Source organism: Lactiplantibacillus fabifermentans DSM 21115 (assembly GCF_000498955.2).
GTDB lineage: Bacteria > Bacillota > Bacilli > Lactobacillales > Lactobacillaceae > Lactiplantibacillus > Lactiplantibacillus fabifermentans.
Map to the genome: position 1 here is coordinate 1 of NZ_AYGX02000016.1, position 12892 is coordinate 12892.

The 12892-nt window shown below is 41.9% G+C and carries 16 protein-coding genes; 8 read left to right on the top strand and 8 right to left on the bottom strand.

From position 1 onward, the window contains the following. The 4 genes from DY78_RS00880 to DY78_RS00895 form a co-directional block, all read left to right on the top strand. Window positions 1-677 (top strand): DUF4393 domain-containing protein (locus tag DY78_RS00880; RefSeq protein ID WP_056993486.1); only part of this gene is annotated, 677 nt, incomplete at its 5' end. Window positions 678-971: 294 nt separating this feature from the next. Then, the gene (locus DY78_RS00885) at window positions 972-2108 is read left to right on the top strand and encodes a site-specific integrase (RefSeq protein WP_024626361.1); all 1137 of its coding nucleotides are present in this window, start codon (window positions 972-974) and stop codon (window positions 2106-2108) included. Window positions 2109-2322: 214 nt separating this feature from the next. Then, complete coding sequence (locus DY78_RS00890; RefSeq protein WP_024626362.1) at window positions 2323-2532, top strand: hypothetical protein; 210 nt, start codon at window positions 2323-2325, stop codon at window positions 2530-2532. Between the two features lie 67 nt (window positions 2533-2599). Beyond that, window positions 2600-2935 carry a hypothetical protein gene (locus DY78_RS00895; RefSeq protein WP_024626363.1) on the top strand — a complete coding sequence of 112 codons (336 nt, stop codon included), beginning with the start codon at window positions 2600-2602 and terminating at the stop codon, window positions 2933-2935. 47 nt (window positions 2936-2982) lie between these two features. Here DY78_RS00895 and DY78_RS00900 read toward each other — a convergent pair whose 3' ends face one another. Then, a complete protein-coding gene (locus DY78_RS00900) occupies window positions 2983-3261 on the bottom strand; it encodes a hypothetical protein (RefSeq protein WP_024626364.1) in 279 nt (92 codons plus the stop codon). Window positions 3262-3378: 117 nt separating this feature from the next. Between DY78_RS00900 and DY78_RS00905 the strand changes: the two genes are divergently transcribed. Together DY78_RS00905 and DY78_RS00910 are read left to right on the top strand one after the other, a co-directional pair. Then, on the top strand, window positions 3379-3867 hold the full coding sequence (locus DY78_RS00905; protein WP_024626365.1) for a hypothetical protein: 489 nt from the start codon (window positions 3379-3381) through the stop codon (window positions 3865-3867). A 118-nt stretch (window positions 3868-3985) separates the two neighbouring features. Continuing rightward, window positions 3986-4465 carry a MarR family winged helix-turn-helix transcriptional regulator gene (locus DY78_RS00910; protein ID WP_024626366.1) on the top strand — a complete coding sequence of 160 codons (480 nt, stop codon included), beginning with the start codon at window positions 3986-3988 and terminating at the stop codon, window positions 4463-4465. A 99-nt stretch (window positions 4466-4564) separates the two neighbouring features. On the opposite strand, the gene DY78_RS00915 is transcribed toward DY78_RS00910, so the two are convergent. After that, complete coding sequence (locus tag DY78_RS00915; RefSeq protein WP_024626367.1) at window positions 4565-5260, bottom strand: CPBP family intramembrane glutamic endopeptidase; 696 nt, start codon at window positions 5258-5260, stop codon at window positions 4565-4567. Window positions 5261-6091: 831 nt separating this feature from the next. On the opposite strand from DY78_RS00915, the gene DY78_RS00920 reads away from it, so the two are divergent. Beyond that, on the top strand, window positions 6092-7000 hold the full coding sequence (locus DY78_RS00920; RefSeq protein WP_024626368.1) for an SHOCT domain-containing protein: 909 nt from the start codon (window positions 6092-6094) through the stop codon (window positions 6998-7000). Window positions 7001-7015: 15 nt separating this feature from the next. After that, window positions 7016-7612: an SHOCT domain-containing protein gene (locus tag DY78_RS16585; protein ID WP_024626369.1), complete on the top strand. Its 597-nt coding sequence runs from the start codon at window positions 7016-7018 to the stop codon at window positions 7610-7612. A 103-nt stretch (window positions 7613-7715) separates the two neighbouring features. Here the strand turns inward: DY78_RS16585 and DY78_RS00930 are convergent, their stop codons facing one another. The 6 genes from DY78_RS00930 to DY78_RS00955 form a co-directional block, all read right to left on the bottom strand. Next, the gene (locus DY78_RS00930) at window positions 7716-8087 is read right to left on the bottom strand and encodes a hypothetical protein (protein WP_024626370.1); all 372 of its coding nucleotides are present in this window, start codon (window positions 8085-8087) and stop codon (window positions 7716-7718) included. Between the two features lie 172 nt (window positions 8088-8259). Beyond that, the gene (locus DY78_RS00935; RefSeq protein ID WP_024626371.1) at window positions 8260-8601 is read right to left on the bottom strand and encodes a hypothetical protein; all 342 of its coding nucleotides are present in this window, start codon (window positions 8599-8601) and stop codon (window positions 8260-8262) included. Between the two features lie 163 nt (window positions 8602-8764). Beyond that, on the bottom strand, window positions 8765-9532 hold the full coding sequence (locus DY78_RS00940; RefSeq protein WP_024626372.1) for a LytR/AlgR family response regulator transcription factor: 768 nt from the start codon (window positions 9530-9532) through the stop codon (window positions 8765-8767). A gap of 5 nt (window positions 9533-9537) precedes the next feature. Then, window positions 9538-10788 carry a sensor histidine kinase gene (locus DY78_RS00945; RefSeq protein ID WP_235810622.1) on the bottom strand — a complete coding sequence of 417 codons (1251 nt, stop codon included), beginning with the start codon at window positions 10786-10788 and terminating at the stop codon, window positions 9538-9540. 333 nt (window positions 10789-11121) lie between these two features. Next, on the bottom strand, window positions 11122-11724 hold the full coding sequence (locus DY78_RS00950; protein WP_024626374.1) for a hypothetical protein: 603 nt from the start codon (window positions 11722-11724) through the stop codon (window positions 11122-11124). A 141-nt stretch (window positions 11725-11865) separates the two neighbouring features. Beyond that, window positions 11866-12687 carry a Cof-type HAD-IIB family hydrolase gene (locus DY78_RS00955; RefSeq protein WP_024626375.1) on the bottom strand — a complete coding sequence of 274 codons (822 nt, stop codon included), beginning with the start codon at window positions 12685-12687 and terminating at the stop codon, window positions 11866-11868. Between the last annotated feature and the right edge of the window lie 205 nt (window positions 12688-12892).

The following is a 12892-nucleotide window of genomic DNA, read 5'->3' on the forward strand; positions in this document are numbered from 1 at the left end:
AAGCTGATCTTTTTTGTCCGAACAGCGTTCGGATTAATTTTACAATCTACCATCTAGCTAATAAAACTAGTGATGAGCTGAAAAAGATTCCCGAAGAAAATAAGGATGACTCTAAAAAGGGGCTAAGCATAAAAACCTTAGAATCAGCGAAATACTCCATGGATAATGAACAACTTAGAAGGTGGTTTGCAAAACTACTGTCGAGTACGGTTGATAATCGGGTTAACAAGACTGTATCACCATTATTCCCAACCGTATTAAGCAATATGAGCCCCACAGACGCCAAATTTTTGTACCTATTAAAAAGTAAAAATACTATTCCAGTGCTAATACTAGCTGCCAATGTCAAAAATAACCCAGGACAATCTGTACCAATAACGCATGAAATAGTTGATGAATCCTATCCCAGAAACACGCATATATATGGCGATTTTGGCTCACAAATAGATTTTTTGTCTTCATTTGGCATAATTGAATCTTCAACGAGTTTTTTAGGAAATACTTCACTTGTTTCAGCGGCAGCGAAAGCTTCGTACAATTCTATAAAAAGTACGAACCTATTTAAACACGCCGAATCAAAGTATGCACCAGAGGGCTATAATATTACGGTTGTAGAGGGCTATGCTAAGCTTACCTCTTTGGGAGAGTCATTTATTGATGTCGCTATGCCCAAGTAAACGATAAAAATTTAGTTTTCGATCAATTCTATCTTCGGTTTTTGACAAAATCTTTACTAAATGATTTGAATAAGCTTTTAACATAAGTGTCGTAACAATTATGTTAACAATAACTGAAATCAAGATAGACATATAATCACCTTTCTTAACGATTAAGTGAATTTTGTTCACTTATTATAACACAAAAAGCACATCCCCTCCCACCAAGAAGATTGATGTGCTTAACTTGAATAAATACTAACGGGACTATTGCACCCTTTTGCCCTTCTAGTATATCACAAGGAGGAATTTATTATGGCACAAATTAAACGTGTGAAAAAAGGTTACCTAGTAAGAATTTCGTATAGAGATCATGCAGGCAACTACCTAAGTAAGCGAAAAACATTCACCCGTAAGCGAGACGCAGAGGAATTTGCTAACTCATTCGAAGTTAGTAAATTTTCTGGCGAACTAGAAAAGAAGCCATCCATTGAGTTCTCTAAGTACTTCTATTCGTGGTATGAGACGTACCGCAAGCCTAATCTCGCCTATATCACGACTCGTAGATATGAATTAGTTCATACTGAAATAGAAAATTACTTTGCTCATGCACGTATTGCAGATATTACTCGTAAGGATTACCAAAAATTCATTAACCAATATGGCAAAAATCATGCAAAAGATTCAGTGAAGAAACTGCACAATCTAATTAAAGCTTGCGTTAGCAATGCTGTTTTCGAAAAAGATGTTGAAACTGACTTCACTTATAACGTAATTATCACTTACGACAAAAATCGCAGTCTTAAGATTGATTACCTAAGTCTAGCTGAGATTAAGCAGCTAACGGCTTATGTACAGAATCACCTCAATCCTCGTTACACGTCACAATACATGATCATGACTGCCATCTTTACCGGGGCACGATTAGGAGAAATCATGGCACTAACTTGGAAAGACATTAATTTCACGTTCAATACTATCTCAATAAATAAATCATGGAACTATGTTGAAGGTGGTGGATTCAAGCCAACCAAAACCGAAAGCTCAAATAGAACCATCCGTGTTAACAAACAATTTTTAGATAGTCTGAAAGCACTTAAGGTAAATAACCGAGAAATGGTATTTGAGAACGTTGCCCATGACATTCCAACCTCTAACGGTGTTAATAAAGTTCTACGCTCTGATTTAAAAGCATTGGACATCACACGAAAAGGTTTCCACTTTCATAGTCTGCGGCACTCTCACGTTGCGTTCCTGCTCTCTCAGAACATTGACCTATACATTATATCGAAACGTCTTGGTCATTCTGATATTGGCACCACGTCCCGGATATACGCATACCTAATTGATGAGTATAAAGCACGCTCGGATGAAAAAATTTCCGGCTCTTTAGACAAACTTTTTAATAGCCCACAGACTGAAAAAGAAGCGAAAACTAGTATTCATTTTTGATAATAAATATCCATTTTGTTGCATAAAAAGCAGTTCAAAAAAAACGTGTTTTTTCAAATTTGTCTTTGCTTGTCGCTGACGTCTTCAAAATGCTATTATAACAGTATTGGCTATGTCTGCCTGGGGCATAACTTAAACACAGATTCTGTTCAATCATCATTGAATGGTATTTGTGTTTTTTTGACCATGATTTTTACGCAAACGAGGTAGTATCATGGCATTATTTGGCTTCACAATCATTATCTTGTGGCTCATATACAAGTTCTTCACCAAATGGCTTTGGTGGGCGCTGGGCTTTGGCATCGTCATTAATATCTTAGCCTGGTTCATGAAATTTGGCTGGTTAATTGTCGTGATGCTCATACTCTTAGTTTCGGTAGCGTTGTTCGCCCTCGCTATTCGGAACTATCGCCATCAGCACTGACCGCTACCTGGCGAAATCTGCTATACTAAACACAACAATATTCGACAATTTTATTTGAGGTGACTTTTTGAAACTCGACTACATTACCCACAACATCGCCCATGCCATTAAGGATCGCAGCGTCGATCAACCGTTTGTTTTATCGGTGGAATTTACTGACAAAGATTCCAAAGGTAAATCAGCGACTGGTTGCGTGATTGTCCAAATGCCCGATGCGCACCACTACCAAATCAAATCCTATGACCAACGTTACATGGATACCGGTGAAGATATTTTAGCGATGGAACTCGGCGCCTTCTTTGAGTGTGACGACGACTTGGACCAACGCCAACCGTTGATTGACCAAGTGAATCAATTGGTTGCAGACGACCCTGATAACGATACGGAACTACTACCCAACTAAAACGAAATAGCCCGCTCAGAAATTAAATTCTTGAGCGGGCTATTTTTTTAATCGGCGAGTTTCACAATGGTTCCATAACCAGTAACGACTAAATACCGTGGTGCAACGCTAATTTGCGCAATTTCTTGATTGAAGTTCACGTAAATCAAGCCATCGCCCCCGGCCTTTTTCGCTTTGTCCATTAAATCACGTTTAACTTGTTCAATTAAACCGTCGAAGCGTTCGAATTGGTCGACCTCGTCCGATTGAAACATTAATTTGCGGGTCGCTGAAACCACGCTTGTAATCATGTGTGATCGTTGTAAATCACCAGTCGTCATAAACATGTATGCCGCCTCCTATATTTATCCTCATTTTACTGGAAAATCCTCGCGGCCGCAATCATTGGTAAATTGATTGACATTTTTGTCAGAACGACTAAGTTAGAGACAGGGAGTGATATTTTGGATGCAATTACCAAATTTTTACAACAATATACTTTCGAACCAGTAACGACTAAGGCAAAATTTGACCAGCATGAATTGACGGTTAACCATGATAGCCGTGAAATTCCCCTTGGTCACTTCAAACTGCGCTTGAAAAACGTCGATAATCAGCAGGACTATCCGTTAACGCTGACTCAACAATTACAACTAACGACCCCCAAAACAGGGTTACATCTGGCCCAACGCCTCCGTGGTATGCATGTGCATCATGCCGACGACATCACCCGTAATCAATTACGCGTAATTGTCACATTGCGGCCCAAAGGTCAGTCCAAAGCCCAAGCCACCTGTCCCGTCCCCGTGATTAAGCAAACCGCTAGCGCCTTGCCGACGAGTTTACCGGTGTATGCCTTTGACGATAGTGAAAAAATCGCCATCAATCAGACGGCCTTGGCGCGCCTCTTTTTGCATAGTCCCGCCGGTCAAGAATTCACCAAGGTCGGTTAGTTTACTAACCTAATATAATAATTTGATTTAAAAAGTATAAATAACAATAATATTGATTGCATTTACCAAATTAATTGCGTACAATGTACTAGAATCATTTACAAAGGAGGCTAGTTGAATGGCCACACCAACAAAGAATATTTTACTCGACGAACAATTATGTTTCGCCCTCTATACTGCTAGCAAACGGTTCAATCATTTCTACGCGGAAGCGCTCGCGCCGTTTAAGCTGACCTATCCCCAGTACATTACGCTACTGGCACTCTGGGAAAACAGCCCCATGACTGTGCGTGAACTCGGTTCCCACGTCAACTTAGATAGTGGAACTTTGACCCCACTACTCAAACGGATGCAAACCCAAGGATGGGTTGAACGTAATCGCGATGAAAATGACGAACGCCAAGTCAATATTTCGTTATCACAAAAAGCCATTGATGCCAAACCGGAAATCTTTGCCCACGTGAATACGTGCATGGATCTTCTCGGAATGGATGAAAAGACCTACGCCGAAACGCGTGATACGGTCAACTTCGCCGGCGAACGCATTAAAAATGCCGACCCGAAGACCGTCCCCTACACGGGCGACGATGAACTTTAGTCAATAATTATGCGGCACCTCGGTCTTGCGAGGTGTTTTTTTGTCACGTAAAAAGCGGCCTAACCCCACATCAATGTGCGTTAAGCCGCTGTCTTTTTTCTAAGTTAGTAAACTATAAACGATAATACTCATGGCGCCAAAATTGATCAAAAAGTGTAACAAGATGGAATCTTGCAGTTTACCCGTCAACCGGTAAACTGACGCGAGGATTAACCCCATCCCGACGTATATTAAAAAACTAGGAATAGTTGAACTGCTGTGGAGACTGCCAAAAACTAGTCCACTCAGCAAGATTTTTAACCATTCTTGTTTAAAAAATAAATTGGTCAACACGCCGCGAAAGACCATTTCTTCCATGATAGGCGTTAGAAAGACTGCACTAAACGCCATCAACCAAAAGGCCCAGGGGCTACCAATCATCAACGACTTAATCGCAGCATTATTTTGCGTCTGAGTTTGATGGTATACCAGGCGATTGATTATTTCAAAAACACTTTCACAAACAATAATCGCCAAATATCCTGTCAAAACAATGCCCAAGTCTTCACGTTTCATCGGTCGCCAGCGCTGTTCACCAGTATAGTGTCGCGTTACCACACTCGCCAAGCCAATGACGACTAAAAAAGCGGCAAAGTATAAAATGACGAGGGCGATTCGCCAACCGAACCAGTCATTAGTGTGGGATAATTCGTTAATTAATCTCAGTAACATTGGGGGAATCACGACGCCAATAATCAAGGCGCCCGTCACGGTGACCCGTAATAACCAACTCAATCCGCGATCTACTGCTTGCATCAACCTCACCTCTCAATGATATTTTACCGCAGTCATTTTTGACATACACGGATTCGCGCCCCTAAATATCCCCATTGAAGTTATGGTTGAAATAACCCTCTTTTATAAAAATCAACATATACATTTAAAAATAAAACTATATTTTTTCAACAATCAGGCAAATCTTCACACTTTCTTCACATTTATATAATACTATATCTTTGTACCTAATAATTATACACTTGTTCATTTTACTCCCCCAAAGTGGATGGACAAGTAAGTACAATCCCCCATATTGTACTTAAACCTAACTCTTTGGCCCTACTGCGCAAGCGGTAGAGTCATTTTTTTGTTTAAAATCACACCAAATCTATATTCCTTCAGTACCGACTGAACCTATTCTATTCTTCATTTCTATATTTTTTCCAAAGAAACTAATAAGATATTTTATACATAGTACTCAAACCAAGTGCTTTAGTCCGAGCGAAAAAATGGCCGGCCCATTTTTCACTCAATAATTTTCCAGCACACTGCCCTATTTTTATGAGTTGCTAATATGACTGTCATTAATAAAACAATCCTTATAAAGCACTGCAAAACCTGATACTACGCGGCTAACACGTCTTGAATTTGCCGCTGACTAGCGTAAAATAATTAGTATAATGATATTCGGTAACAACCAATCCTCATTTTGAGAAGTTACCAGTCACCGTAAGTCGTGATTACTTCTCAAAATGAGGCTTTTTCCGTCTTGGATTGCTGCTCACAACGAATATGAACTGCAATGACGGGCTTTTTTTAACATCGGGGAGTTCCATATCAAACACTGAATTACTTTGGAGGAAGACTACCATGGCAAAGTTTTGTCCGCTTTGTGGGAATAAAGTTGGTGTAATCAGCGGGTATGTGCTAAAAGACACCAAAGTTTGTGTGAACTGCGGCAATCAAGTCGGCCTAGCTGGCGATTATTTGGCGGCGGGTTACATGACTTTGAGTGAACTCAAAGGCCTCATTAACAATCATCAAACCATTGATGCTAAAGCCTATCGGCGGCAACATCGGGCCGCCGAAAAAGCCGCGACTGACGCTACTTCGGACCAGGCAATAGCGATTTTACAGGCTAAAAAAGCAACTGAAAAGCGCGCGCAACAGCAACAACGGGCAACTGACAAAGCGGCCGAAAAGACTAGTCAGGATCGGCGTGACTGGCTCAAAGCGGCCGCTAAAGCCGATCACAGTAGCAAGTTTGGCAAAATCTATTTAGACTTTAAAAGCGCTAGGATTTTCATCGACCCACTCTTAAGCACCGACTATCGCCTATATGACTTTTCCGACTTGGATCATTACAAAATCTATCAAGAGCCCACGACCATCAAAAAAGGCCACGCTTTAACGGATTCCATCCTCGGCGGTATGGTGGCCGGCCCTGCTGGTGCGATGTATGGCGCAATGGCTGGCGAACAACGTTATAGTGCGGTGGCGAAGCTGGGCGTCGTATTGTATTTCAACGACGGGAGCACCCAAATCATCATGTTTATTAAGTCAACCACCGAAACTGATAGTTCAACTTATCAAAACGCCTGCGCTACCGTCGACCGGTTATGTAAACAACTCGATCAAATCTTACAAGCACCGACTCAACACACCTTGTCTGCGAAACCAACTGATACGCAAATGCAAAAACTGATTCAGTTACGTGACGCAGGTATCATTACTTCAGCGGAATTTGAAGCAAAAAAAAGACAAATTTTAGAATTTTAGTCAAGGGGAAGACCAATGCTCGCATTTTTAATTGTCATTATAATTTTATCATTCAAGTTTTTAGATAAAGCCGCACCATACGTCATTATCGCCGCCATTTTACTTTATATTTATCACCTAATTAAAGGAGCCTTTCTCTTTATCTGGCGCGGAGTCACTAGCACGCCTGGACTGATTATCATTGGCACGATTGCCGTCATTGTGTTGTTGACGCTAGTGCTGACCGCAAACATGTGTGATGTCTGTTCAAAAAAATATCGTCACGGCACTTTAGCGCATGTTAAAGACGGCAAAGTCTGTTTCAATTGCCTACAGCAAGTCGGCGTTGATTTGACGCAACTGCCAACGGATATTTCAGTCGAAAAAACACTGAGCGTTAAAGATATCAAAGATTTACAAGCTCACCATACCGTCATTGATCCATTAAATCGGTGGCAATACTACCAAACGCATGCCACCGATGAAGCGCCTACCACTACTAAATCTGCCATGGATGCTAGTTTAAGTACTCAAGACACCGCCGATTTACATGAGTTGAAGGCGCTCCTGGATGACGGCATTATCACGCAAGCGGAATTTGATGCTAAGAAAAAACAAATATTGGGACTTTGAATCGTCCAACTCAAAACTACTGCGGGTACTGACCTAAAACCGCGGTAGTTTTTTTGCAACTCGACGCACAAAAAAACCCCGGTTCCCCCAGACTTCACTCCTCTTAACTAGCATAGCCACCAAACCACACTAGCAAAATATCAAAAATTAAAAATAACAAATTAAATTGCAACAACCACCAGTTCATTAATCCTTTTTCCCGTATCATCCCAATGATTGCTAACACCATCCCGATAATGGGAATCAGGCCACCTTGCAATAACCGATAGAGTGGCAAGTACCCTTGATGATTGCCGAACCACGGCCCACTTAATTGGCCCAGTAACACGAAAAATAAAAAGACCCCGATATTTAATAACGAACAAGCAAATGCGGTTTCGGTAATCGTCCCCATCGACAAACGGTAGTGGTATCGAAAGCGTAAAATGCCGGTGCCAATTGTGCCGATGACTAAAATAACGCCAATCACTAACATAAGTTTTCACGACTCCTTTTCCTCATTGCTACCTTACGCTTCTTCAGCAATAGTGCCTATAATTTCCGGCAAGCTTAACCCTTTTTTAGCAAACCACTTGTCGCCGGCGCCACGAAAAAAAGCGCCCTGCACAATGGCAACACGCTTACTCCCAGTGGGTTGATACCTATACCTAACCCTTTGACGCTACTGGTACTTTTAATACTTCTGATTTCAGGCCCACAACTTGGACAACTACTCGCTTTTGACCTTTTATCGGCATTTGAACGCGAAAACGGCCGTCGGATTTATTTGAAATCACTTGTCGAACCGTTTTTCCGGACCGAAACGTCACAATAACCCCATGTTTTGTGTGTCCTGTAATCGTTGCGGAGCGCGATGTTGCTTGATAATCCAGCTTGGCAACGACTTGATGGCGGTCTTGGCGATGATCGCCTTGCAGCGTATACTCAGAGCCAAATATCAACAATGCGCCGGCCAGAATCATCAAAGCCAATGACCAAAATTGTTTCATCAATGCATCCCCCTAACCGGTCCCCACGACCGGTTCTTTCGATAGATTAATCATACCTGCTAACGGCTTAAAACCGACAAAAAAGGTGCAAACCATAAAATAGGTTGCACCAACGTTATTATTATTTTATTCATATTAACGGTTATGTTACATAAGAGTTAAGTTAGCTCAACTCAACTGACAACTGCGACTTCTTGATTAACGCCAACAAATCATGCATTTTACGAATGGCGATGTCGACGGACTCGCCGTTTTCAAAGTAACCGAGCTGATTTTGCTTGTCGACGCGCACGAGCTTTTGGGGATTTACCAAGAAGCTCTTATGCACTCGAAATAATTCGGGATGTGCCACCGTTTCATCGCTAATTTTACCGTTATACTGCACGATACGCTCTGTTAAATGTAAGACTAGCTTATTACGACTAGTCCCCGTTTCAATAAAGAGCACTTGGTCGAGCGGCAAGTTGAAGAGTTGGCCACCCTTTGAATACGAAAACATGGCTTTGCTGACGACACCTTGTTTTGTATAACGTTCATACGCGACCCGGATATCTTTTTCAACTTTCGCTTTGACGGTATCTTGACCTAAGTCCTTGACCACAAAGTCGAGTGGTTCAATCCGACGTTCAAAGGTCAAAAAGGCCATCTCGGAGTGGGTCGAAACAAATACGATTTTAGCGTTCACATCAAGTTCACGAATCTTGGTCGCTAACTCTAACCCGTTCAGCGCTTGCCCAGTATACTCAATATCTAAAAAATATAACCCTTCGACCGCAGGATTCGTCTGTAAATAATCTAAAATATCTTGTGCCCGGCTCGTCGCCAACGTCAAGCCCATATCAAAATCATTGATCATAATATGATTGGTGATAATTTGCTTTAAGGTTGCGAGTTGTTCCGGATCATCTTCCACAACAAAGGTCTTTAACAAGTTGTTCACTCACTTTCAATACTAATCACAAATTCAAACCGTTGCCGCGCCGCAATTTCATAGGTCACATTATCTAGCGGGTCTAACAACTCACGCACAGTCGCCAGTCCTTGACCGTGACCTTGGCCTTTGGACGTATTGCCGGCCACCATCAACTCATCGAGTCGTTCAATCGGCGCACGCAGTGAATTACTAAAAATCAATTCGACCATTTTCGGATACTTGACCACCGCCACAGCAATTTGGCCACCACTTTGGCCTTTGACCGCATCGATGGCATTATCCAACAAGATACCGCTACAACGCGCCAAGGTCACCGGGTCAATCGCTAACTGCCCGACAGCATCGTTGGCTTCCAAGCGCACTTGAATACCCGCTTGCCGTGCAATTGAAAATTTATTTTGAATAATCGCTTTTAAGGATTTATCTTTAATTTGTTCCAAATTGTCAAAGTGGCCGAAATCCCGGGTCAGACTTTGTTGTGACCGGTTAACCACTTGATCAAAATACTGTTTTAATTCTTGATTATCATCCTCATGAATATATTCACCTAATGATAATAAGATATTTTGATAATCATGCCGAAATTTTCGTAAATTTTGGTAACTTTTTTCCAAATTTTTAACGTAAATATCATATTGATGCCGTTCCAAAGCTTGTCGTTGGGCTTGCACCCGCATGGTATAGCTATAGAACAAGTAAATAAAGGTCCCGCCGTTGATCATCAAGATGGCCACTAAAATAATCATCAAGATACCTAGGAAACCGGAGCCAATATTGTAATTATCGGCCGCCGTCGTAATGGCAAAAAAGGCAATCGCCACGACGGCTAAGGCGCTCACGATAACGTTGAGCATCACTTCATCGGCAAACTGTTGCGGATGGCGTTTGTGAATCAGTCGAAAACTAATCGCAACGGCTAACATGCAAGCCGTCACGACCGACTCACCGACTACTTCGAATAACCAACCACTCCACTGATCGAGTCCCCAATTGAACATATGGAAAATCGTTTCTGTCGCTAGATTACCAAAGAAGCTGAATAAGATATACGCCAACGTCGCGGTCAGACTGGTCACAATAAAGTACTTTTTATTGCGAACAAACCACAGTAAGCCAAGATTAACAATGAAGGTTTCAATGTCCGAATAATCGTCATACAACATATACAGTCCGGTCAGGAACAGGGCCATGAAGACCACCATTACATAAACGCGGCGCTGCCGCAACTCACGATTAATCAATATTTGCAGCATAAATACCAACATGACCGAATACCAGTGGTCAAAAGCGGCAATATACCAATAAACATAAACGATGACTAGGCCCCTCCCCCCGCGAACCGCTTAATTCAATACTCCTATTGTATCGAAAGACCGGCCTTTTGTATATTTTCCCGCGAGAAACTTAATAATCTTTAACCATTGCTGGCACGGATGTGGTCACTCGAATGCAACCAGACCACCGGCGACTGGTAGCTTCTGAACTAATCATGACAATAATCTGTCATTATCAGAATAGCGGTCTAAGCGAAAGACGCCACCTGAGAAAAAATTTCTCAAGTGGCGTCTTATCAAATTGATTGATGACTAGTGAAAGTCACCCGGCATATAGCTTTCAATCACGGCCGTCGTATTGAAAGTTTCGAAACTATGAAAACTAGCTTCGTCAATCTCCGCATAACGTACCGCAATTTGTGGGCGTTCACTTAAATCGAACATGTCCACATAATTAAATTCCAAATATTTTTTATGTTCACTATGAATAAAGCCGGTATAACTGTCACCGTGCTTCTTAATCCGGCCGGACAATTGAATCACTTGATCATGTTTGAAGGCCAACTTCAACAATTGCTTGAGTAACGAATGCTTGGCATCTTTTTTCAACAACTTCGTTACTAACCGATCAGTATTCCAAATATCATAGTAGCCGCGTTGTTGCGCTAAGCTCACAATGGTCGCCATACTCTTCAAATAATCAGTACCTGTGACCACTTTGGCAATCGCTGCTTTACGGAAAACAACGACGCCATCTAACTCACCGTCAACATTAATGGCTTCGACTAAGACAAACTTGTCGTCTTGTTGCATGACATAGCCCACGCTGAACTGTTCGTTGGTCCCTTTGGCAAAGAGTTCCACGAGGTAATTGTTCTTAATTGCTTTGGCTAAATCGTCACGAATCGCACTCATGCGCGTTCCCCCATTCACTGATGTCCAGTGAGTGATCACTGGCAAAAATTATAGTACACCACTATATTTTCAATATCTATCATACCACTTGTAAAAGCATCAGTTCAAATAGAGTATGGCTGGCTTGTACGATAACAACGTTTACAAAATAAACTTATTAATAATCTCGGCCATGGCATCGTGATTATTATCGGCAGTCGTCACGTATTTGGCGGCCGCTTTGACACTGTCAATCCCGTTAGCCACACTCACCGGTAGGCCGACGACTTTCAGCATCGGCAAGTCATTGCCATTATCCCCGGCCGCAATAATTTCAGCGGGCTTGATGCCAAGCTTTTCACCCAGTTGCACGGTCGCGGACCCTTTATTCACGCCGGCCCGATTAAATTCAACATAGCGGTCAGAGGAATAAGTCACGGCAATTTCAGTCGGATCAACGACTTGTTCCACATCCGCGCGCATCTGCCGCCGTTTTGGCATCGTCGGCAAGGCCATGATGACTTTCATCACATTTAAATCCTTAAACATTGAAAAATCAGCCGTCGTCATAATTTCAAAGCTGACGCCGCGATTGGTCAAATACGCCGAATCTTCTGGCGTCGGATTATAAATGTAGAGCACGTCTTGCGTATAAACATGGGTCGCCGCTTCACGGTTAGCCGCCCCGGCTTCAAAAATCGCCTTAGCCGTGGCATATGGCATCGCATTAACCATCATTGGCCGGTTACCGTCGTTTTCCAACACTAAGCCGCCATTATATGAAATGGAATATTGGTTCGGTTGATCACGTAAGCCCATCGTGGCTAAGTCATTTTGAAATGACGTATAACTACGCCCCGAGTTTGGCACAAAATAAACGCCTTTGGCACTGGCGGCTTTAATGGCCGCCGCATTTTTCTCGGATAAGCTACCGTCATCGTTCATCAAAGTTTCGTCTAAATCACAAACAATCATTTTATACATTGAAATACCCTCTCATTACTAGTCTTCTCTTTTCACTTTAGCGAAGTCATGGCGGAAATGCAACCGCTTTACTGACGTTCAATCTATTCGGTTAGAATAAGTAAAAAAATTTTTTGTTCATTTTCAGCGAAAAATAAACTTTATATCCGTTATGGTAGATTGCAAATTTAATCCGAATTTTTGGACAAATTGTTCAGCATAACCT

Bases quoted from the DNA above. Each gene is read 5' to 3' on its own strand.
- DY78_RS00885 (WP_024626361.1), top strand. From the start codon at position 972: ATGGCACAAATTAAACGTGTGAAAAAAGGTTACCTAGTAAGAATTTCG.
- DY78_RS00890 (WP_024626362.1), top strand. From the start codon at position 2,323: ATGGCATTATTTGGCTTCACAATCATTATCTTGTGGCTCATATACAAG.
- DY78_RS00900 (WP_024626364.1), bottom strand. From the start codon at position 3,261: ATGTTTATGACGACTGGTGATTTACAACGATCACACATGATTACAAGC.
- DY78_RS00910 (WP_024626366.1), top strand. From the start codon at position 3,986: ATGGCCACACCAACAAAGAATATTTTACTCGACGAACAATTATGTTTC.
- DY78_RS00915 (WP_024626367.1), bottom strand. From the start codon at position 5,260: ATGCAAGCAGTAGATCGCGGATTGAGTTGGTTATTACGGGTCACCGTG.
- DY78_RS00920 (WP_024626368.1), top strand. From the start codon at position 6,092: ATGGCAAAGTTTTGTCCGCTTTGTGGGAATAAAGTTGGTGTAATCAGC.
- DY78_RS16585 (WP_024626369.1), top strand. From the start codon at position 7,016: ATGCTCGCATTTTTAATTGTCATTATAATTTTATCATTCAAGTTTTTA.
- DY78_RS00930 (WP_024626370.1), bottom strand. From the start codon at position 8,087: ATGTTAGTGATTGGCGTTATTTTAGTCATCGGCACAATTGGCACCGGC.
- DY78_RS00935 (WP_024626371.1), bottom strand. From the start codon at position 8,601: ATGAAACAATTTTGGTCATTGGCTTTGATGATTCTGGCCGGCGCATTG.
- DY78_RS00945 (WP_235810622.1), bottom strand. From the start codon at position 10,788: ATGCTGCAAATATTGATTAATCGTGAGTTGCGGCAGCGCCGCGTTTAT.
- DY78_RS00950 (WP_024626374.1), bottom strand. From the start codon at position 11,724: ATGAGTGCGATTCGTGACGATTTAGCCAAAGCAATTAAGAACAATTAC.
- DY78_RS00955 (WP_024626375.1), bottom strand. From the start codon at position 12,687: ATGTATAAAATGATTGTTTGTGATTTAGACGAAACTTTGATGAACGAT.